Genomic DNA, 21,191 nt, shown 5'->3' with positions numbered 1-21,191 from the left:
TGGTGGATTCCATGCCTAACCTCCTTGGCCTGCCCGGTCAGGCCACCAAAGCGGTAGCCAAAGTTCAGCAGTATGTCGAACGTGGCTCCGCTGAACTGCACTACCTGCGCCGGATCATCGAGTCGGGCGCATTCCGGCTGGAGCCGCCGCAGAACTACGCCGCGATGGCCGCCGACATCTACAAGTGGGGCGAGTTCGGCATGCTGCCGTCGCTCAACGCCCGCCGGACCCCCGACCGGGCGGCGGTGATCGACGAGGAGGGCGAACTCAGCTACGCCGAGCTGGACCGGGCCGCGCACGCGGTCGCCAACGGTCTGATCGCCAAGGGCGTCAAGGCCGGCGACGGCGTGGCCATCCTGGCCCGCAACCACCGCTGGTTCCTGATCGCCAATTACGGTGCGGCCCGGGTGGGTGCCCGCATCATCCTGCTCAACAGCGAGTTCTCCGGCCCGCAGATCAAAGAGGTCTCGGAGCGCGAGGGCGCCAAGGTCATCATCTACGACGACGAGTACACCAAGGCGGTCAGCAAAGCCGAACCGCCGCTGGGCAAGCTGCGCGCGCTGGGCAGCAATCCCGACGCGGACGAGCCGTCCGGCAGCACCGACGAGACGCTGGCCGAGCTGATCGAGCGCAGCAGCTCCGAGCCCGCCCCCAAGGCGGACAGGCACGCCTCGATCATCATCTTGACCAGCGGCACCACCGGCACGCCCAAGGGCGCCAACCGCAGCACGCCGCCGACGCTGGCGCCGGTCGGCGGCATCCTGTCGCACGTGCCGTTCAAGGCCGGCGAGGTGACGTCGCTGCCGTCGCCGATGTTCCACGCCCTGGGGTACCTGCACGCGACCATCGCGATGTTTTTGGGTTCGACGCTGGTGCTGCGGCGCAAGTTCAAGCCGCCGCTGGTGCTGCAGGACATCGAAAAGTACCGGCCGACCGCCATGGTGGTGGTGCCGGTGATGCTGTCGCGGATCCTGGACACCCTGGAGAAGATGGACAAGAAGCCGGACCTGTCCAGCCTGCGGATCGTGTTCGTCTCGGGCTCGCAGCTGGGGGCCGAGCTGGCCGCCCGGGCGCTCAAGGACATCGGACCGGTCATCTACAACATGTACGGCTCGACCGAGATCGCGTTCGCCACCATCGCCGGGCCCAAGGACCTGGAACGCAACGCGGCGACGGTCGGTCCGGTCGTCAAGGGCGTGAAGGTCAAGATCTTCGACGACAACGGCAAGGAACTGCCCCAGGGCGAGGTGGGCCGGATCTTCGTCGGAAACACCTTCCCGTTCGCGGGCTACACCGGGGGCGGCAACAAGCAGATCATCGACGGCCTGTTGTCCTCCGGTGACGTGGGCTACTTCGACGAGCACGGCCTGCTCTACGTGAGCGGCCGCGACGACGAGATGATCGTCTCCGGCGGCGAGAACGTGTTCCCCGCCGAGGTCGAGGACCTGATCAGCGGGCATCCCGACGTGGTGGAGGCCACCGCGATCGGCGTCGAGGACAAGGAGTGGGGCCACCGGTTGCGCGCCTTCGTGGTGAAGAAGGAGGGCGCCGACCTGGACGAGGACACCATCAAGCACTACGTTCGCGACCACCTGGCCCGCTACAAGGTGCCCCGCGAGGTCATCTTCCTCGACGAGTTGCCGCGCAACCCGACCGGCAAGATCCTCAAACGCGAGCTGCGCGAGATGGAGGTCTAGCGGCGCTCTTTGATGGCCCGGGTGATCTGGGCGGTCAGCTTGGGGTCGACCAGCAGCTGGTCGATCAGCGCGGTGAGCACCTCCTGCCCGGTCACCCGGGCGACCCCCAGCCGGTCGGCGGCTTCGCGCTGCCAGATGTCGAGGGCCCGGTGGGTGGCCGCCGGCAGGTCCACGGTCCGGCGGGTGCGCTGGGTGCGGCCCGCCTGGTTGGCCGGCGGGCCGCTGGGCACCCGCGGGCCGCCGGGCTGGCGGATGCTGGTGAGGCGCTCGGTGGGCGCGGCGTCTCCGGAGGGGCCGGCGGCTGGGGTGGGAGCGCGAAACGCGCCGCCGCTGGGTCCGCTGTGGCTGGGGTTGAAGTTCACTGCGGTGTCTTCCTCCGTGAGTGCCAATCAGTAAATCAGCGCTCGTTGCCTGTGTGTCAATACTGATTCTGTCACCGACGCCAGCCTAAGTCGCGTTGCCGGGCCGGGCATGTGGCGGGCCGGTGCCGCGCCGACGGCCGGCTGCGGCGGATCCGCCGAACCCGCTCGTCAAGCAAATTGCTGACGATAGCTGTGTGTAGGGGTAAACGCCGTTTTGGGTGGCGGTGGAGGGGCTCGGGGATGGCAACTTCGACAGCATTTCTTCCGCACATACGGCAATGGCATTAAACGTATATCAGTAGATACTCGATGCCGGGCCAGTACTTCAGTAGATACCTATCTACCTGTGTGTATGTGGGCCACTTGCACCACGCGGAGTCAGTAATCGCGGATAAGCGCATCGGCGCAAAATGCGTATAGGAACGCCGCAAAAGAGATGGTAATTCGGCACTCTTGTTATCCAATTCACAGCAAAAACAAGCCAATCCATCTTGTTTGCCGAGAAATGCGCGAGTAGCGTTCTGGCCATCAACCTCCGATAAATCCAAATCGTTGGAAGGACGCCCTCGATGATCTGCTCAGCATCGTCACACGGTGTCGTCGCGGGTGTCGCGGCGGCTGGGGCCGTGGTCGGCGCGCTGCTGTTCGGCGGCGCCCCGGCGGCTCAGGCCGCCCCCGCGCCGGCGCCTTCCACAAGTTTCGCCAGTGCCGGGCCGCGCAGCGGACCGGGCCCCATTCCCGACGGTCCCGGTGGCCGCGGATGGGGAGGCCATGATGGTCGGGGACATGGCCCGTGGGGCCACGGTGGCTGGGGCCACGGTGGTTGGAACCGGGGCTTCTGGGCGCCCGGACACTGGTGGAACTGGTGGTGGTGACCACCATCTCCGCGCGGTGAACCGGTCATCGCCGACACGCCAACCCTCGGGATGACCGGACCGCGTAGTGGGGGGAACCATGCCGGCCTGGCATCAGCCAGGTCGGCATGGCCCTATTTCCAGACCTATTGTCCAGACCGTTTGCGGCGCAACGGTTTACGGGTCGCGGGGCAACCCCAGCAGCCGTTCGGCGATGATGTTCAGCTGCACCTCCGACGTACCGCCGTAGATGGTGGTCGCGCGGCTGGCCAGCAGGTACTCGCCCCACTTGCCGGGTAGCTGATCGGTGTCGCCGATCGCCGCGTCGGTGCCGAACGAGGACACCGCGAATTCGGCATAGCCCTGGCCGGTGCGCATCGACAGCAGTTTGGAGATCGCCGCCGAGGGCATCGCGTCGCCACCGGCCAGCGTCAGCAGCGTGGAGCGCAGGTTCAGCACCTTGGCCGCATGGCCCTCGGCGATCAGCTGACCCGCACGGTGCCGCGCAACCTGATCGAACTGCCCGTCGCGCACGAACTCGACGAACTGCGCCAGCGTGGCCAGAAAATTCGCCTCGCTGCTGCCGATCGAGACCCGCTCGGCGGTCAGCGTGTTGCGGCTGACCTCCCAGCCGCGGTTCACCTCACCCAGCACGCACTCGTCGGGCACGAACACGTCGTCGATGTAGACGGTGTTGAACATCGCGTTACCGGTCAGCTCGCGCAGCGGCTTGACGTCGACGCCGTCGCTGCTCATGTCCAACAGGAAGTAGGTGATGCCATTGTGTTTCGGGGCGTTGGGGTCGGTTCTGGCCAGCAGCGCACCCCACTGCGCGAACTGCGCGGCGGTGGTCCAGATCTTCTGGCCGGTGATCCGCCAGCCGCCGTCGGTCCGGGTGGCCTTGGTGGACAGGCCGGCCAGGTCCGATCCCGCACCCGGCTCGGAAAACAGCTGGCACCAGATCATTTCGCCGCGCAACGTCGGCGGCAGGAAGCGTTGCTTCTGTTCGTCGGTCCCGTACGCCACGATCGACGGGATGATCCAGGTGGCGATGCCGGTCTGCGGCCGTTTGACCCGCCCGGCGGCGAACTCCTGGGCGATGATGATCTGCTCCACCGGGCCCGCACCCCGGCCCCACGGCTTGGGCAGGTACGGCAGCACCCAGCCGCCCTCGGCGAGGGCGACCTTGCGCTGCTCGCGGTCCATCGCCTTGAACGCCGCCACCTCGGCCCGGATCTCGGCCCGCAGCTTCTCGGTGTCGGGGTCAAGGTCGATGTCGACCGCGCGCATCCCGGTGCTGGTCGCGGTGTCCACCACCTGCTGCGGGTAGTCCGAGCTGCGGCCGAACGAGGCGGCCAGCATCAGCGCCCGACGGTAATAGACGTTGGTGTCGTGCTCCCAGGTGAAGCCGATCCCGCCGTGCACCTGGATGCAATCCTGCGCGCATCGTTGGGCGGCGGCCGGGGCCAGCGTGGCCGCCACCGCGGCGGCGAACTCGACGTGCGAACCCGCTGTGTCCCAATCCTTTTCGCGGGCCTCATCGAGCGCCCGGGCCGCGTCCCACACCGCCGCGGTGGCCCGCTCGGTGTCGGCGATCATCTCGGCGCACTTGTGCTTGATGGCCTGGAACTGGCCGATCGGCCGGCCGAACTGCTCGCGGATCTTGGCGTATTGCGACGCCGTGTCGGTCGCCCAGCGCGCGACGCCGATGGCCTCGGCGGACAGCAGCGTGGTCATCAGGGCGTGCGCGGTCGCCATGCTCAGCTTCGCCAACACCACGTCGTCGCCGACCTCGACGGCGTTGGCCCGCACGTCGGCGATGGGCCGCAGCGGGTCGATGCTTTTCACCGGTTCGATCTCGAGCTGCTCGGCGCGCAGCATCACCCACGCCTCGCCGCTGTCGATCGCCACCGGCAGCACCAGCAGCGAGGCCTGCGCCGCGGCCGGCACCGTGCGCAGCTCGCCGCGGATCACCAACACATCACCCTGACGGGTCGCGGTCAGCGCACAGCAATTCAGGCCGTAGGCCGCGATCTGGGCGCCGGATGCCAGCTCGGCGAGCACCTTGGCGTCCGGGTCGTGCGCGGAGATCAGCGCACTGGCGATGGCCGACGGCACGAACGGGCCCGGTACCGCGCCGTAGCCGAATTCGGCCAGCACGATGGCCAACTCGAGGATGCCGAAGCCCTGCCCGCCCACCGACTCCGACAAATGGACGCCGTGCAGGCCCTGCTCGGCCGCCGCCTGCCAGTACGGCGGCGGGTTCTCCAGCGGCGTCTCCATCGCCCGGTGCAGCGTCTCGGACGGCGCGATGCGCGCCACCAGCGATCGCACTGAATCGGCCAGTTCTTGATGCTCGGGATTTATTGCGATCGGCATTGGTCGCCTTCCGTTGCTGCAGGACGCCGTTTCGGCCAAGTACCTTCCAAGCTAACAACCAGTGGGTTGGTCGACGACATGGGCCAGCGGCTAGCGCCACCGCTTGAAGATCCACCGCGCGATGAGATCGGCCTGCTCGCTGCGCGCCCCGGGCGTGGTGAAGTAGTGGTCGGTGTCGATCGAGGCCCGCGTCTTGTCGGTGCTGGCCAGCGCGTCGAAGATGCGTTGCGCGTCAGAGGGAAACACCCCCGTGTCGGCCTCGGCGTTGATCACCAGCGCGGGGCAGCCGATGCGGGCCAGGTGCGGTTCGGCCCGGGTTTGCGCCACCCGCAGGCTCCACATGCTCAACCAGTTCCGCAGCGTGCACGCCGCGGCGATGCCGTGCGCGGAACGGTTCGCCTTGGCCGGGACACCCGCGTAGCACGTGTTGGGCTGGCGCTTGGTGGGCTCGATGGTCGGATCCACCATGCGGGGGTCGGCCCAGGTGCGCATCACCGAAAACGGGCGGTCCGAAAACCCCGCGGCGCGAATGCGTTTCAGCTCCTTTTCGGCCCAGTCGGTGATGGCGTGGTTGCGCGCGGTCTGTGCGGCCCGGTAGCGGGCGAGGAACTCCGGCGCATACGGCGGGCCGTTGCGCTCGTTGAACAGGTCGAGGTCGGCGTCGGTGGCGACGGGGTCGTTCTCGTCGACGACGGCGGCGTCCATCCAGGCGGTGAGCACCTCCGGGCGCCCCGGGTGCGCGGCGGTGGCCACATAGCCGTCGGCCGGCGGCAATTCGGTCAGCCCCGCCGCCGGACGCATCCCGTCCAGCGGGGTCACGTTCGGGTCGACGGCCTGCGACTGGTAGGCGGCCATCAGCGATCCGCCTCCCGAATTGCCCAGCAGCACAACGGTATCCACTCCCTGGACGTCGCGCAGCCAGCGCACACCGACGCCGATGTCGACCAGCGCGTGGTCGAGCAGGAAGCTGCTCTCGAAGCCGCGGAACCGGGTGTTCCAGCCGAGAAAACCGATGCCGCGGGTGGCCATGTAGTCCGCCAGATAGTGCTCGGAGAAGTCGATCTGGTAGTGCGTGGCGATCATCGCCACCTTCGGTTTGCGTCCCACGCCCCGGTGGTAGAGCCCCTGGCAGGGATGCCCGCCGGCGCCCGCGCGGCCGGCGGTGCGCGAGGGCAGCCCGACGAATTCCCGGATCACCCCGGCGCCGGTACGGCGACTCGATTCGCGACTCAACTCTGCGGCTCCTCCTCACGCCCGTAGATGGCCCGGTAATAGATGTTGGCCAGGGTTCGGATGCAGGCCTGGTCGTCGGGTTCCCCGGAGCGCGCGGAACCGAGCTGGATGTAGCAGAACTGGTTGAACATCGCCACGATCGCCTCGGCGATCAGCTGCGGGTCGTCGTCGCGGCAGTAGCCCCGGGCTTGTGCGCGCCGCACCGATTCGGCGATGAAAGAGATTGGTATCGCGCAGATTTCGGCCCAGTACCGAGCGAAGTCGTCGTTGACCATGGCCAGTTGTGACACGCTGATCACCTCGGCCAGCCGGTTGCGGTAGGTGTGCCAGTGGGCGGCGGCCGCGGTGTAGGCGCGGTCCCGATCGGACAGGCCGTGCCGGGTCGCCGACCGCGCCCGCTGATTAGCCTCGTCGCGGAAGCGCAGCGCCCACTGGCGCACCATCGCCTCCTTGGAGTCGTAGTAGTTGTAGAAGGACGCCGCCGAGCGGCCCGCCTCCGCGGCGATGTCGGCGATGGTGGTGGCCAGCACACCCTTGCGGGCGATGACGGTGCGGGCGGCCATGTCGATGGCGGCCCGGGTGCGCCTGCCCCGATGCGTGGGCAGCGCCGCGGGCCGGCCGGGCCGGTCAGCCGGGGATGCCGCGGTCGACACCTGCGCACCTCCCTGGGCCAAAACTGAATCTGATGTTAGATTCAGATTCGGGTCTTGGCCAGGATCGTCACCCGGGGACCGAGGGAGAAACCCGATGATCAAGCCGCACAACACCAACACCGAATTCGAACTCGGCGGGATCAACCACGTCGCCCTGGTGTGTTCGGACATGGCGAAAACCGTGGACTTCTACAGCAACGTGCTGGGCATGCCGCTGGTCAAATCGCTCGATCTGCCCGGCGGCGCTGGCCAGCACTTCTTCTTCGACGCCGGCAACGGCGACTGCGTGGCCTTCTTCTGGTTCGCCGACGCGCCCGACCGCGTCCCCGGCATCTCGTCGCCGGGCGCCATCCCCGGCATCGGCGATATCACCAGCGCGGTGAGCACCATGAACCACCTGGCCTTCCACGTGCCCGCCGAGAAGTTCGACGCCTACCGCCAACGGCTCAAGGACAAGGGCGTGCGGGTCGGCCCGGTGCTCAACCACGACGAAAGCCCGATGCAGGTCTCCGCGACCGTGCACCCCGGCGTCTACGTGCGCTCCTTCTACTTCCAGGACCCCGACGGCATCACCCTCGAGTTCGCTTGCTGGGTGAAGGAATTCGACAGCGGCGACGCTCGAGCGGTGCCCAAGACCGCGGCGGACCGCCGGCCCCGGGTGGGCGCCGGGCGCTGACGCCGCCGAGCCGGAGGATGGTGTCATGACCGACGGCATATTGACCGACGAACAGATCGCGGCGCTCACGCCCGAGCAACGGCGCGAACTCGTCTCCCGGCTGAAGCGGCCCCTGGGCGAAGTGATCGACCCGGAATATCTGGCCCGGATGCGGCGCATCCGGCTGAGCCTGATGATCGGCGGCTCCATGGCGATGATCCCGTGGCTCGGCTACCTGTCGGTGACGCTGCCGGAGAACTACGTCGCCCACAACTGGCCGATCACCTGGATCGGCTTCGACGTGCTGCTGGTCGGTTTCATGCTGGCCACCGCGGTGCTCGGCTACCTGCGCCGCCAGCTGCTCGGGCTCGCCGCGTTCACCACCGGCGTCCTGCTGATCTGTGACGCGTGGTTCGACCTGATGACCGCCGGGCCCAAGGACGTCTGGCTGTCGGTGATCACCGCGCTGCTGATCGAGGTGCCGTTGGCCGTCTTCATGATCCTGAGCGCGCTGCGCATCACCCGGCTCACCATGATGCGGCTGTGGCTGCTGCGCCCCGGCATGCGACTGTGGGACCTGCCGCTGTTCCCCTGACGTTCCGGCCGCCCAACGGTCAATCGTATCCCGAGTTACCGACCCGCACAGCGGACTTGGCGAGGACACCGCGCACGCGGGCGCCTGGCATCAGGATGGGGGACCTTTCGGGCAGGAGAGGTTACTGCACCGCCGGTGATTTCGCTGGGGAATGCGAGTCTTCACAAAACCGCCGAAATCTTCGCCTCCGTCAGCTAGCGTCACAGCAGCGACACAGGGGGCGCAAGCGACGGGGTGGTTCAGTCCGCCTCAGGGGTCGAGACCGTTGCCGATTTCCAGCGCGAAATCAAACCGATGATGTGCGAAAAGCCAAGCGCTCAATGCACTTTCGCAACCCCCGGCCGCACCGGAAGCGTCGGCTCACACAGAACCAGGATTCGAGGAAATGGTCGCACTCGGCAACATCAACGAATGGCAACCGCCGCACGGCCCGGTCACGATGTGGATGGCCGCGCCGGCCGCGCTCGAAGCCGCGCGCGCCGCGCGGCGAAGTGACCTGCCGCCGAGTTACCAACAGAACCAACACCTCTGGGCCGCCTACCACGGCAAGGTGCTGGACCGCCAGCTACCGCGGCTGATGGTCGTGGCGTGGGACATCCCCGGCGCCTGCGACATTGGCGCGATGACGGCGACCATCAACGCGCACCTGCACCGGCACGACACCTACCACAGTTGGTTCGAGCACGACAACGGCGTCTTCGTGCGCCGGGTCATCGACCGTCCCGAGGACATCGACTACGTTGCGGTGCCGCTCGGGCAGATGAACGCCGACCAGGTGCGCACGCACGTGCTGACAAGCACTCCGCAGACCCTGGAATGGGGTTGCTTCACCTACGGAATCATCCAGCACGCAGAGTATTTCACCTTCTACGCCAGCGTCGACCACCTGCACATCGACGGTCTTTCGGCCGCCCTCATCTTCCTCGACATCCACCTGACCTATCAGGAGCTGGCCCATACCGGCCGGCTGCCCGCGGCGCTGCCGGAGATCCGCAGCTACCGCGACTACGCGGTGCGCCAGCGCGAGAAGGCCGCGGCGCTGACCTTGTCGTCGCCGGAGATCAAGGACTGGATCGAGTTCGCGCGCGACACCGACGGCGACTGGCCGAGTTTTCCGCTGCCCCTGGGCGACACGTGGGCCAGCAGCAAGGGCGACCTGCTGACCGTCGAGCTGATGGACGCCGCGGACACGGCGTCGTTCGACGCCGCCTGCGTGGCGGCCGGCGCCCGGTTCATCGGGGGAGTGCTGGCCTGCACGGCGCTGGCCGAACACGAATTGACCGGCAAGACGACATATCACGGATTCACCGCCCGGGACACCCGCACACCCGGCGTCGACACCATGACCCTGGGCTGGTTCGCCAGCCTGATCCCGGTCACGGTGCCGACCGCGGGCGAAACGTTCGCCCAGGCGGCCAGGACGGCGCAGAAGTCGTTCGATGACGCCCAACGCCTGGCCGACGTGCCGGTGGAGCGGGTGCTGGAGCTGGCCACGCCGGACGAACTGGGTATCAAACTGCCCACCCAGCTGCCGATGATGTTGTCGTTCCTCGACTTCCGCAAGATTCCCCTCAACGGCCTGTGGGCCGAGACCAAGTTCGGCACCTACGGCGACAGCCTTTCGCACGGCGGGGTGAACATGTGGATCAACCGCCAGGCCGCGAACACCACGGTGACAATGTCGTTCCCGGACAACGCGATCGCCCGCGACTCGGTGCTGCGCTACCTCGCCACGCTGATCCGCGTGTTCACCCGCGTCGCCAGGCCCGCCGCGGACGAGCCCGTCGTGGTTGTGCGCCAACCCGATTCGCACGAACCGGGCACCGTGGCGCCCACCGCGGACGACACCGAAGCGGCGTAATCATGAGCAACGTGCTGGATTTGGCCGACCAGACCCTGTTTCTCGGTGAGCGGGCGACGGGAGCCACCAGCCTGCTGCAATGCGTGTGGGTGTACGACCGCGCGATCGACCTGGCCGGGCTGAGGCGGTTCCACCGGCACTTGGGTGCCGGACGGCTGGCGCGGCGGATCGAGTGCTCCCCGTTGCCGTTCGGTCGTCATCGCTGGGTGTCGACCGGCGCGCAGGGCGCCCTCGAGGTGGTCGCGGTGCCGCGGCCGCGGGATGCCGTCGACGCCTGGCTAACCGAGCAGGCCGGCAGGCGGCCGGACGCCGAGCACGGGCCCGGGTGGCACCTGGCGGTGTTGCCGCTGACCGACGGCGGCGCGGTGGTGAGCCTGGTCACCACGCACTGCCTGACCGACGGCGTCGGGTTGTGCGAGGCGCTGGCCGACGCGGCGCGCGGGCGCGCGGACACGGTCCGCTGGCCCGCGGCGGCGGGCCGGCCACGCTGGTCCGCGCTGGCCGAGGACGCACGCCAAACCGCCCGCGACACAGGCGATGTCGGCCGTGCGGTGCGTGCGGCGGCACGGATGCTGCGCCAGGGCCGCGGCGGCGCGGCGCCGGCGCGTGGACGCGCGACCGGGCGGCGCGGCACCCAAGACCGCGTCACCGTTCCCGCGCAGACGATCTTCGTCGACGCCGACGAGTGGGACGCCCGCGCCCGGGCCCTGGGCGGCACCAGCAACGCGCTGCTCGCCGGACTGGCCGCCCGCCTCGCCCAGCGGGTGGGACGGGTCGCCCGCGACGGTTCGGTCACCGTCGGCATGCCGGTCAACGAACGCGTTGCCGGCGACACCCGCGCCAACGCCGTCGCCAACGTCGACGTGCTGCTGGGACCCGCGGCGATCGGCACCGACCTGCGCGCGATCCGGGCCGCGGTCAAGCACGCCCTGGTCCGCCACCATGACCTGCCCGACGAGCGGTGGGCGTTGCTGCCGCTGGTTCCGCTGATCCCCAAGCGGGTGTTCCGGCGGCTGCTCGGCGTGGTCACCGGCGGCGCCACCACGGTGGTGTCGTCCAACCTCGGTGCGCTCGACCCGGCCGCCAACCGGCCAGACGGCACGGACGCCGACTATTTCGCGATGAGGTCGGTGTACCCGGGCGTGACCGACGCGACCATGCAGCGCACCAACGGAGCGCTGGCGCTGCTGTCGGGACGAGTGCACGACCGGGTCTTCGTCTCGGTCCTGGGCTACGAGCTGGGCCGGCAGAATTCGAACGAGGCGTTGCGGCAAGCCCTTTCGGGGGCGCTGAACGATTTTTCGCTGACCGGCGCGACGGGCTGGAATCCGGTCCACGCGGTGGCAACCCGCTAGGACTGCGCGGGCGTTTCGGTGCGCCGGTACAGGGCCGGCTCGGCCAGCTCGTCGAGCAGCGCGGCGAGCTGGTCGACGAGCTGATCGGGCTCGAGACGCACCTCGCCGGCCAGCCAGGCGCTGATGGTCTGTGCCACGCCGCCGACCACGAAGTGGGCGGCCGCCTTGATCCGGTCGTTGGCCGGCATCCGTAGCGCGTCGCCCACGTGCTGGCCGGACAGCATCGCGAACAGCGCGCTGGACTCGGCGCGCTTGCGCACCACCACCGGATCGGCCAGCTGGGTGCTGAACAGCAGCCGGCCCACCCGGGCGTCCTCGGTGATGGTCCGCACGATGTTGGCCATGCCCGCGCGGGTCTGCTCGTGGGCCGGCACCGCCGTCACCGCGGCCTGCGTGGTCGCGGCCAGCTCGGCGACCACCCAGTCGAACACGCACGCCACGAATTGGTCCTTGTCGGTGAAGCTTTCGTAGAAGTAGCGCGCCGCCAGGCCGGCGCGGCGGCACACGCCGCGGACGGTGACCGCCGCAATGTTCTGCTGCTCGGCCCCCAGCAGGTCCAGCCCCGCGCCCAGCAGCCGGTTGCGCCGGGTGGCCAGCCGTTCGGCCGCCTCGACCCCGCGGTACGGCCGCGCGCCGGACGTCTGGCTCATGCACACCATCTTGACACCAACGCCGGGCCACGACAATATCAGGAAACAAGCGTTCGCAGATTAGCGGACCAGTGCTGCGGGAGGACCTGACGATGGCGATTCACGAGCCGGTGCACCAGCCGACGGCCCATGTCGAGCCGACGGGCCATGTCGAGCCGACGAGCCACGTCGAGCGCCGCGTCACCGACCCGCCCCGGCCCCGGCGGCGCAAGCCGCTGCGGACGCTGGGCATCGACGAGGGGCTGATGGGCGTGGCGCTGCTGGCCGGCCCGGCGAACGTGATCATGCAGCTGGCCAATCCCGGTGTCGGCTACGGCGTGATGGAAAGCCGCGTGGAAAGCGGCCGGGTCGACCTGCATCCGATCAAGCGGGCCCGCACCACCTTCACCTACCTGGCCGTGGCGACCTCCGGCAGCGAGGCGCAGAAGGATGCCTTCCGCCGGGCGGTGAACCGGGCGCACGCGCAGGTGTACTCGACGCCGGAAAGCCCGGTGTCCTACAACGCCTTCGACCCCAACCTGCAGCTGTGGGTGGGCGCCTGCCTGTACAAGGGCGGGCTGGACATCTACCGGATGTTCATCGGCGAACTCGACGGCGACGACGCCGACCGCCACTACCGCGAGGGCATGACGCTGGCCACCACGCTGCAGGTGCCGCCGGCGATGTGGCCGCCGGACCGCGCGGCGTTCGACCGCTACTGGGAGGAGTCGCTGGCCAAGGTGCACATCGACGACGCCGTGCGCGAGTATCTGTATCCCATTGCGGCCAACCGCATTCGGGGAGTGTGGCTGCCCGGCCCGGTGCGGCGTCTCACCGAGGGCTTCGCGTTGTTCATCACGACCGGCTTCCTGCCGCAGCGGTTCCGCGACGAGATGCGGCTGCCCTGGGACGCGACCAAGCAGCGGCGCTTCGACCGGCTGATCGCGGTGTTGGCGACGGTGAACCGCTACCTACCGCGGTTCATCCGGCAATTCCCGTTCAACGTCCTGCTCTACGACCTGGACCGCCGGATCCGCAAGGGGCGTCCGCTCGTGTAGCGCGGGCGGCCGGCCGCCACGGCCGGGTTGATAACGATAATCATTTTCATTAAAGTCTGCTCAGTCTGGTCCGCCTTCCAGCCTGAGGAGACCCATGACGGCGCCGATCTTCATGGCCTCGCCGCCCGAACTGCATTCCGCGCTGCTCAGCAGCGGCCCTGGACCCGCGTCGTTGCTGGCCGCCGCCGGCGCATGGTCGCAGTTGAGTGCCGAATATGCTTCTGCGGCAGAGCAATTGAGCACGCTGCTGACCGGCGTCGCCGCGGGCGCCTGGCAGGGCGTCAGCGGCGAATCGTACGTCGGCGCGCACGCCCCCTACCTGGCATGGCTGACCAAGGCCAGCGCCGACAGCGCGGCGGTGGCCGCCCAGCACGAGGTGGCCGCGACCGCCTACACCACCGCGCTGGCCACGATGCCGACGCTGCCGGAGCTGGCCGCCAACCACGCCGTGCACGCGACCCTGGTGGCCACCAACTTCTTCGGTGTCAACACGGTGCCGATCGCGGTCAACGAGGCCGACTATGCGCGAATGTGGACGCAGGCGGCGACCACCATGTCCACCTATCACGCGGTGTCCACCGCCGCAGTCGCGTCCACACCGCAAGCCGAACCGGCACCGCAGATCGTGAAATCTGATGCCTCGCAAGACGATTCGGGCAACGAAGATCACGACCCCAAGATCGACAATCCGTTCAACGACTTCATCGCGAACATCCTGAGGAACCTGGGGATCGACTGGGACCCGGCCAAGGGAACCGTCAACGGGCTGGACTACGACGCCTACACGAATGCCGGGGAACCCATCTTCTGGGTGGTGCGCGCCCTGGAACTGCTGGAGGATTTCGAGCAGTTCGGTTATTACCTGGTGCACAATCCCGCCTTGGCGTTCCAGTACCTGGTGCAACTCATGCTGTTCGACTGGCCGACGCACATCCTGGAGATCTTCATGAGCCAGCCGGAGTTGCTGGCCCCCGCGCTGTTGCTGGCGGCCGCGCCGTTCGCCGCCGTCGGCGGATTCGCCGGGCTGGCCGGGCTGGCGGCCCTCCCGCAGCCGGTGGCCGTCCCCGCGGCCGTCGCGGCCCCGCCGGCCCCGCCCGGCCTGCCGCCCGCCATCGCCATCGCACCCACCCCCGTCGCAGCGGCTGCCCCGGTGGCGACGGCCCCGGCGCCCGCGCCCGCCGCCACGGCGACCACGGTGGCAGGCGCGCCGCCCGCGGCACCGGCACCCGTCGCGCCCGCGGCGGGATTCTTCCCGCCCTACGTCATCGGCCCGCCGGGCATGGGAACCGGCTCGGGGATGAGCGCCAGCGCCAGCTCCAGCGCCAAACGCAAAGCGCCGGAACCCGACAGCGCCGCCGCCGCGGCGGCCGCGGCGGCGCGTGCGGCCGCCCGGTCGCGCCGGCGCCGCCGCGCCACCCGGCACGGGCACGGCGAGGAGTTCATGGACATGAACGTCGACGTCGACCCGGACTGGGGCGGGCCGGCCGGCCCCGAGTCCTCGGCGTCCGATCGGGGCGCGGGCGCGCTGGGCTTCGCCGGCACCGCGCGCAAGGACGCGGCCGGCGCGGCCGCCGGGTTGACCACCCTGCCGGGGGCCGAGCTCGGCGGTCCGACGATGCCGATGATGCCGGGCAGCTGGGAACCGGGCGACGACGCGGGAGCCGAACACGACAGCTAGTCGGTTCGTTGCGACGGGCGCGCAGCGATAATGGCCCGGTGGCGACGCTGAAGGCCGTCCGCGGCTGGCGAATCGGGTCGATGGAGGTGCTGGTCGGCATCCTGCTGGCCTGCGCCCTGGCCGCGACCACCCTGCGGACCGTGGTCGGCAACAGCGCGGCGTTGTCCACGGTCGGCACCGTGTTCTGCGGGGTTTTCGTCCAGGCGATCCCGTTTTTGGTGCTCGGGGTGGTGGTCAGCGGGCTGATCGCGGTGTTCGTCTCGCCCGAGCGATTGGCGCGCTGGCTGCCGCGTCGGCCGGCGACGGCGGTCCTGGCGGCCGGTGCGGGCGGGATGGCGTTGCCCGGTTGCGAGTGCGGGTCGGTGCCGCTGGCGCGGCGGCTGTTCGGCGAGGGCGGGGCGACGGGGGCGGCCGCGTTGACGTTCATGCTGGCGGCGCCGGCGATCAACCCGGTCGTCCTGGCGTCCACCGCGGTGGCGTTTCCGGGCTTGCCCGGCATGGTGTTCGCGCGGCTGGGCGCGTCGCTGCTGACCGCCGTCGTCATGGGTTGGGTGTGGTCACGCTGGGGCCGTCCGGAATGGATCACGCGCGCACTGCCGGCATCCCGGGCGCCGGCCGAATCGCGATTGGAGGTCTTCACCGAGGCGGCCCGTCACGACTTCCTGCAAGCCGCATCGTATTTGGTCCTCGGTGCCGCCGCCGCCGCACTGCTGCACGTGGCCGTGCCGCCGTGGGTGTTCACGCATCTGGCCGGTGACCTGGCGCTCGGCGTCGCGCTGATGGCCGCCCTGGCGGTGGTGCTGGCGCTGTGCTCGGAAGCGGATGCGTTCGTGGCGGCCAGTCTGACGATGGTGCCGCTGTTGCCCCGGCTGGTGTTCCTCGTCGTCGGGCCCGCCGTCGACGTCAAGCTGTTCGCCATGCAGGCGGGCATGTTCGGCCGGGCATTCGCGGCCCGTTTTGCGCCGTGCACTCTTCTCGTAGCAACCGTGAGTGCTTGCGGCATCGGCTTTTTCGTGCTGGGCGCGCGCTGATGAGCCGCGAGACCGAAAACACCGTGTTGCTGTTGGTGGGCATCAGCATGGTCATCATCACCGCCTCCGGCGTGTTCACCCGGTATGTCAAACCCGGACTGTGGCCGTGGCTGGTGACCTCGGCCGTGGTGTTGATCGGGTTGGCGCTGGCGGCCATCGTGGGCGACATCCGCCGCGGTGGCCCGCGCACCGTCGACGCGCCCGGCGGGGCGGGCCACGAGCACTCCCACCGCAGCGGCCTCGTCTGGCTGCTGGTGCTTCCCGTGCTGGTGCTGATGTTCGTGGCGCCGCCGGCGCTGCGTCCTTCCGCGGCGGCCCCGTCGGTGATGGCGGTGTCCAATGATGTTCTGAGACAAAAGTTTCCGCCGTTGCCGACGGGATCGTCCCCGGAAGTGTCGCTGCCGGAGGTGTTGATGCGCGAGGCGCAGGACACCACCGGATCGCTGACGAACCGGACGATCACCGTGACCGGCTTCGTCCTCAACGAGGCTCACGGCGTCGACCTGGGACGCGTCGTGATCGTCTGCTGTGCGGCCGACGCGCAGCTGGCCCGTATCCATCTGCGCGGCCCGGCCGCCGCGGCCGCCGCCGGCCTGCCGGACAACACCTGGATCCGGGTCGAAGGTCAGGTCATTCCGGCGCCGCGGCAACCGAAATCGGCGGTGATTCCGACGCTGCAGACCACCGCGGTCACCCGGATCGATGCGCCGCGCAACCCCTACGCCTACCCGCGCTGACCCGCCTTCGCTCAGCGCTCTTCGCGGAAGTCGACGTGGCGGCGGACGACCGGATCGTATTTGCGCAGCACCAGCCGGTCGGGGTCATTGCGCCGGTTCTTGCGGGTGATGTAGGTGTATCCGGTCCCGGCCGTCGAACGCAGTTTGACCAAGGGTCGAATCTCGTTGCGGGGCATCAGATTTGCTGCCCGTGCCGGCGCAGCCGCGCCACCACCGCCTCGATGCCGTCGCGGTCGATGACCTTGATGCCCTTGGCGCTGACCCGCAGCCGAATCCGGCGCCCCTCCGAGGGCAGGTAATAGGTCTTCAGTTGAATGTTGGGCGACCAGCGCCGAGGCGTCCGGCGATGCGAATGCGACACCGCATGACCGAAGCTTGGCCGCCGGCCCGTCACCTGGCAGTCGGCAGACACGAAACCCCTCCCCCGCTTATTGAAAATCATTTTCGACAAGGCCCGCCACGAACGGTACCGTATGGGTGGCTTAGATGAAAACGATTACCAATAAGGAGGCCGATGCGGACGCCCGTCTTCCTGGTTGCCGGCCAACGCGGCACGGATCCGGTCGTGGGTGCGCTGCTGCGCACCCCGGGAACGCTGGTCGTCGAGCATCGGTTCGACGGCCACGTGGTGCGCCGAACCACGGCGGTGCTCACCGATGGCGTCTTGACCAGCACCGAGTGCGGGCTGGAACTCGCGCACGGCTGCGTGTCGTGCACTATCCGCAACGATCTACTGGTCCTGCTGCGTCAACTGCACCGTCGCGACGACGTCGACCGGATCGTGGTGCACCTGGCCCCGTGGCTGGAACCGGAACCGATCTGCCTGGCCATCAACCACGTCCGGGTCCGGGTGGCGCCGGGTGGCGTCGACGGCCCTGCGGCCCTTGATGTTTCGATCGCCGCCGTGGTGACCTGTGTCGACTCCTCGACGTGGCTGAGCCAGGCACTGGGCGAGGACGAACTGGACGACGGCCGCACCCACGCCCAGGTGGTGATCGGTCAGGCCGAATTCGCCGACGTGGTGGTGCTCGACCATCCCAATCCGTTCCTGGCCGCCGTGCTGCGCCGGCTGGCCCCGCGCGCCCGCGTCCGAGTGGGCGCTGACGGCATCGATGACGCACTGAACAACCTGTACCGCGACGCGCGCCGCGGCCGCGTCGACGACCCGCACGGCCCGCTGCTGGCGGGGCAGCCGCCGCTGGATGCGCGCGGGCCGATTCGCTTGGTGGAGTTCAACTCTCGAAGGCCCTTCCATCCCGGGCGGCTGCATGCCTGCCTGGATCTGCTGCTCGACGGCGTCATCAGAACCCGCGGGCGGCTCTGGCTGGCCAGTCGGGCCGACCGCGCGATGTGGCTGGAATCGGCCGGTGCCGGCCTGCGGGTCAGCTCGGCGGGCAAGTGGCTGGCCGCCATGACCGGCCCCGAGCGCGACGGCATCGATGCCCAGCGCCGTGTGCTGGCCGCGCTGGGCTGGGACGACCGGCACGGCGATCGGCACACCGCGATGGCAATCCTGGTGTGCGGCGCGGATCCCGCCGAGATTCTCGACGCGCTGCAGGCGGCGCTGCTCACCGACGAGGAGCTGGAGCGCCCCGGCGAGTGGGAGGGGTACGACGACCCGTTCGGCGATTGGCATGAGGAGCCGTGCGTGGGCCTTGAAGCCGCCGACAACGCGGCGCAGGGGGCGCGGCAGGACCCGGACCCGTCATGAGCCCCGCCGGCGCAGGTGGGATGGAGCAGTTCCGCCGACGCGACGGTCGCCGATAGCTGCGAAACCCTAGTACCGTTGCGCGCCACCGCAAATGCGGTGTCGGCCGGGCGGCGTAGGGTGGATCGCGTGCGAAGCGAAGGCGATACCTGGGACATCACCACCAGCGTGGGCTCGACCGCGTTGTTCGTGGCCACGGCGCGGGCGTTGGAGGCGCAAAAGCCCGACCCGCTCGCGGTGGATCCGTACGCGGAGATCTTCTGCCGCGCCGTCGGCGGTTCGGCCGCCGACGTGCTGGACGGCAAGGATCCCGACCATCAGCTCAAGACCGACGACTTCGGCGTGCACTTCGTCAACTTCCAGGGGGCGCGCACCAAGTACTTCGACGAATATTTCCGCCGGGCGGCCGACTCGGGGGTGCGACAGGTCGTCATCCTGGCCGCGGGACTGGACTCGCGGGCCTACCGCCTGGACTGGCCGGCCGCGACCACCATCTTCGAACTGGACCAGCCGCAGGTGCTCGACTTCAAGCGCGAGGTGCTGGCCGGCGTCGACGCCCACCCGCGCGCCGAGCGCCGCGAGATCGCCGTCGATCTGCGCGAGGACTGGCCGCAGGCCTTGCGGGACAGCGGATTCGACCCGGACAAGCCGTCGGCGTGGATCGCCGAGGGACTGCTGATCTATCTGCCGGCCAGCGCCCAGGAGCAGCTGTTCACCGGCATCGACGCGCTGGCCGGCCACGGCAGCCACGTCGCCGTCGAGGAGGGCGCCCCGATGACGCCCGAGGACTTCGAGGCCGCGGTGGCCGCCGAACGCGCCGCCAACGAGCAGGGCGAGCAGCGAATGTTCTTTCAGCTCGTCTACAACGAACAGTGCGCGCCGGCCGCCGAGTGGTTCGGCAGCCGCGGCTGGACCGCGGTGCCCACCCCGCTGGCCGACTACCTGCGCCAGGTCGGCCGTCCGGTGCCCGGCCCGGACACCGAGGCCGGGCCGATGATCGCGCGCAACACCCTGGTGAGCGCCGTGCGGGCCTGACCCGTCGAGCGACAAACCGGCCGCGAACCCCGATCGCGGCCGGTTTTTCATGAGTCATCCATGAATCGGCGCCGCGCCGGAACTTCCCGCGGCCCCGGTGCGACTACTACCGGGCTAACCCGTGCGCCGCCGAACAGCCCCGGCGGTTCCTGACCCAGCCCGACGAGGAGTCTTCGGCCATGACCGCGCCGGTGTGGATGGCGTTCGCCCCGGAGGTCCATTCCACGCTGCTCAGCAGCGGGCCGGGGCCGGCCGGCCTGCTGAGCGCGGCCGCGTCCTGGACGTCGTTGAGCGAAACCTATGCGTCGGCCGCCGCGGAACTCAGCGCGACGCTGGCGGCGGCGCAATCCGATGCGTGGCAGGGGCCCAGCGCCGAGCGGTACGTCGCCGCGCACGCGCCCTATCTGGCGTGGCTGGAGCGGGCCAGCGCGAACAGCGCGGCCGTGGCCGCCCAGCAGGAGACCGCGGCCGCCGCCTACACCGCCGCGCTGGCCGCGATGCCGACCCTGCCGGAGCTGGCCGGCAACCACGCCACGCACGCCGCGCTGGTGGCGACCAACTTCTTCGGCGTCAACACCATCCCGATCGCGGTCAACGAGGCCGACTACGCACGGATGTGGGTCCAGGCCGCCACCACCATGTCCACCTATCAAGCGGTCGCCGGCACGGCGGTGGCCGCCGCGCCGCAGACCGACCCGGCGCCGCCGATCGTCAACTCCACCAGCTCGGACGGTTCGGACAGCGACGACAGCGGCGACGACGGCGGCATCGTCGACAACGACGGCGGCAACCCCTACCAGCTGAGCTGGTGGGTCAACCGGTTCCTGGAGATCTTCCAAACCATCGGGCGGGATCTCGAGGAGTTCCCCGAAAACCCGTCGGCGGCGCTGACCCAGCTGCTGCGGGACATCTGGCTGCTGATCGTCGACGAGATCGGCCACGCCATCGAGGCCTTCCAGGCCTTCGCGCCCCAGATCGCGGCATTCAGCCTCGCCCTGCCGGCCGGGGCCGCGGCGGGACTCGCCGGCCTGAGCGGGCTCGCCGCGATTCAGAAGGCCGCACCCCTGCCCGCGCTGCCGGCCGCGCCGCCGCCGCAGCCGTCGAGCATGCCGGCCGTGGTGGCCGGTCCCGCGATGGGCGCCGCGGCCGTCGCCGCCCCGGCACCCGCATCGGCCGGCGCACCGGCCCCGGCGTCGGCGACGGTGACCGCGTCCGGGGCCGCACCGCCGCCGCCCACCGGCATCGGCGGCACCGCCTACCCGTACCTGATCGGCGGCCCCACTATCGGGAGCGGCACCGGCATGGGCAGCGGCGCACAGCGCAAGGCGTCCGAGCCCGACCCCGCCGCGGCCGCCGCGCCGGCCGGCGCATCGGCGTCCGAGCGGGCGCGGGCGCGACGGCGACGCCGGGCCGCCATGAAGGACCGCTATCGCGGCTACGAGTTCATGGACGTGGAGCCCGACGCCGGACCCCAGCCCGAGCCCGACTCGGTGACGGCATCGGATCGGGGCGCCGGCCCGCTGGGCTTTGCCGGCACCGCGCCGACGGCCCCCGCGCAGGCGACCGGGCTGGCCACGCTGCCCGGCGACGAGTTCGGCACCGGACCGTCGATGCCCATGATGCCGGGCAACTGGGCCGGCGAGTAGCGGCGGAACTTTACCGCCGCGGCGC

19 protein-coding genes are annotated in these 21,191 nt (G+C 69.8%); 12 read left to right on the top strand and 7 right to left on the bottom strand.

From position 1 onward, the window contains the following. Positions 1 to 11 precede the first annotated feature (11 nt). Entirely contained in the window at positions 12 to 1,697 is a 1,686-nt protein-coding gene (gene fadD2 / locus H7I87_RS24910) for a long-chain-fatty-acid--CoA ligase FadD2 (protein ID WP_011726316.1), read from the top strand. Here the strand turns inward: fadD2 and H7I87_RS24905 are convergent. From H7I87_RS24905 to H7I87_RS24890, 4 genes are all read right to left on the bottom strand, one after another. Next, a complete protein-coding gene (locus H7I87_RS24905; RefSeq protein ID WP_009979598.1) occupies positions 1,694 to 2,059 on the bottom strand; it encodes a hypothetical protein in 366 nt (121 codons plus the stop codon). The genes fadD2 and H7I87_RS24905 overlap by 4 nt on opposite strands. Before the next feature lie 1,031 nt (positions 2,060 to 3,090). Next, positions 3,091 to 5,292, bottom strand: a complete 2,202-nt coding sequence (locus H7I87_RS24900; protein ID WP_019732896.1) for an acyl-CoA dehydrogenase family protein — start codon at positions 5,290 to 5,292, stop codon at positions 3,091 to 3,093. 90 nt (positions 5,293 to 5,382) lie between these two features. Beyond that, the gene (locus tag H7I87_RS24895; protein ID WP_031347567.1) at positions 5,383 to 6,525 is read right to left on the bottom strand and encodes an alpha/beta hydrolase; all 1,143 of its coding nucleotides are present in this window, start codon (positions 6,523 to 6,525) and stop codon (positions 5,383 to 5,385) included. Then, positions 6,522 to 7,088 carry a TetR/AcrR family transcriptional regulator gene (locus H7I87_RS24890; RefSeq protein ID WP_162151401.1) on the bottom strand — a complete coding sequence of 189 codons (567 nt, stop codon included), beginning with the start codon at positions 7,086 to 7,088 and terminating at the stop codon, positions 6,522 to 6,524. The genes H7I87_RS24895 and H7I87_RS24890 overlap by 4 nt, the downstream gene beginning before the upstream one ends. Before the next feature lie 184 nt (positions 7,089 to 7,272). Between H7I87_RS24890 and H7I87_RS24885 the strand changes: the two genes are divergently transcribed. The 4 genes from H7I87_RS24885 (at position 7,273) to H7I87_RS24870 (ending at position 11,644) form a co-directional block, all read left to right on the top strand. Beyond that, on the top strand, positions 7,273 to 7,854 hold the full coding sequence (locus H7I87_RS24885) for a VOC family protein (RefSeq protein ID WP_009979593.1): 582 nt from the start codon (positions 7,273 to 7,275) through the stop codon (positions 7,852 to 7,854). A 25-nt stretch (positions 7,855 to 7,879) separates the two neighbouring features. Next, positions 7,880 to 8,428: a hypothetical protein gene (locus tag H7I87_RS24880; RefSeq protein ID WP_011726312.1), complete on the top strand. Its 549-nt coding sequence runs from the start codon at positions 7,880 to 7,882 to the stop codon at positions 8,426 to 8,428. Between the two features lie 385 nt (positions 8,429 to 8,813). Beyond that, positions 8,814 to 10,289, top strand: coding sequence for a condensation domain-containing protein (locus tag H7I87_RS24875; RefSeq protein ID WP_033727367.1), 1,476 nt, complete (start codon positions 8,814 to 8,816; stop codon positions 10,287 to 10,289). Positions 10,290 to 10,291: 2 nt separating this feature from the next. Further along, positions 10,292 to 11,644: a WS/DGAT/MGAT family O-acyltransferase gene (locus H7I87_RS24870; RefSeq protein WP_033727366.1), complete on the top strand. Its 1,353-nt coding sequence runs from the start codon at positions 10,292 to 10,294 to the stop codon at positions 11,642 to 11,644. Here H7I87_RS24870 and H7I87_RS24865 read toward each other — a convergent pair. Further along, complete coding sequence (locus H7I87_RS24865; RefSeq protein WP_009979585.1) at positions 11,641 to 12,303, bottom strand: TetR/AcrR family transcriptional regulator; 663 nt, start codon at positions 12,301 to 12,303, stop codon at positions 11,641 to 11,643. The two genes, H7I87_RS24870 and H7I87_RS24865, sit on opposite strands and share 4 nt — an antisense overlap. A gap of 83 nt (positions 12,304 to 12,386) precedes the next feature. Between H7I87_RS24865 and H7I87_RS24860 the strand changes: the two genes are divergently transcribed. From H7I87_RS24860 to H7I87_RS24845, 4 genes are all read left to right on the top strand, one after another. Further along, complete coding sequence (locus H7I87_RS24860) at positions 12,387 to 13,331, top strand: oxygenase MpaB family protein (RefSeq protein ID WP_009979584.1); 945 nt, start codon at positions 12,387 to 12,389, stop codon at positions 13,329 to 13,331. A gap of 94 nt (positions 13,332 to 13,425) precedes the next feature. Further along, positions 13,426 to 15,009 carry a PPE family protein gene (locus H7I87_RS24855; RefSeq protein WP_011726308.1) on the top strand — a complete coding sequence of 528 codons (1,584 nt, stop codon included), beginning with the start codon at positions 13,426 to 13,428 and terminating at the stop codon, positions 15,007 to 15,009. A gap of 38 nt (positions 15,010 to 15,047) precedes the next feature. Further along, positions 15,048 to 16,040 carry a permease gene (locus H7I87_RS24850; RefSeq protein WP_009979579.1) on the top strand — a complete coding sequence of 331 codons (993 nt, stop codon included), beginning with the start codon at positions 15,048 to 15,050 and terminating at the stop codon, positions 16,038 to 16,040. After that, positions 16,040 to 16,777 carry a TIGR03943 family putative permease subunit gene (locus tag H7I87_RS24845; RefSeq protein WP_009979578.1) on the top strand — a complete coding sequence of 246 codons (738 nt, stop codon included), beginning with the start codon at positions 16,040 to 16,042 and terminating at the stop codon, positions 16,775 to 16,777. The genes H7I87_RS24850 and H7I87_RS24845 overlap by 1 nt, the downstream gene beginning before the upstream one ends. 11 nt (positions 16,778 to 16,788) lie before the next feature. On the opposite strand, the gene rpmG is transcribed toward H7I87_RS24845, so the two are convergent. Together rpmG and rpmB are read right to left on the bottom strand one after the other, a co-directional pair. Next, positions 16,789 to 16,953, bottom strand: a complete 165-nt coding sequence (rpmG, locus tag H7I87_RS24840; RefSeq protein WP_011726307.1) for a 50S ribosomal protein L33 — start codon at positions 16,951 to 16,953, stop codon at positions 16,789 to 16,791. Further along, positions 16,953 to 17,189: a 50S ribosomal protein L28 gene (rpmB, locus tag H7I87_RS24835; RefSeq protein ID WP_023882270.1), complete on the bottom strand. Its 237-nt coding sequence runs from the start codon at positions 17,187 to 17,189 to the stop codon at positions 16,953 to 16,955. The genes rpmG and rpmB overlap by 1 nt, the downstream gene beginning before the upstream one ends. Before the next feature lie 102 nt (positions 17,190 to 17,291). Here rpmB and mrf point away from each other — a divergent pair, with 102 nt between their 5' ends. The 3 genes from mrf (at position 17,292) to H7I87_RS24820 (ending at position 21,166) form a co-directional block, all read left to right on the top strand. After that, a complete protein-coding gene (gene mrf, locus H7I87_RS24830; protein WP_063967012.1) occupies positions 17,292 to 18,488 on the top strand; it encodes a ribosome hibernation factor-recruiting GTPase MRF in 1,197 nt (398 codons plus the stop codon). A gap of 126 nt (positions 18,489 to 18,614) precedes the next feature. Beyond that, entirely contained in the window at positions 18,615 to 19,520 is a 906-nt protein-coding gene (locus H7I87_RS24825; protein ID WP_023882273.1) for a class I SAM-dependent methyltransferase, read from the top strand. A 179-nt stretch (positions 19,521 to 19,699) separates the two neighbouring features. Next, complete coding sequence (locus H7I87_RS24820; protein ID WP_063967013.1) at positions 19,700 to 21,166, top strand: PPE family protein; 1,467 nt, start codon at positions 19,700 to 19,702, stop codon at positions 21,164 to 21,166. The last annotated feature ends 25 nt before the right edge of the window (positions 21,167 to 21,191 follow it).

Source organism: Mycobacterium timonense, assembly GCF_025821985.1.
Classification (GTDB): domain Bacteria; phylum Actinomycetota; class Actinomycetes; order Mycobacteriales; family Mycobacteriaceae; genus Mycobacterium; species Mycobacterium avium.
This window is presented reverse-complemented; position numbering and strand designations above follow the sequence as displayed.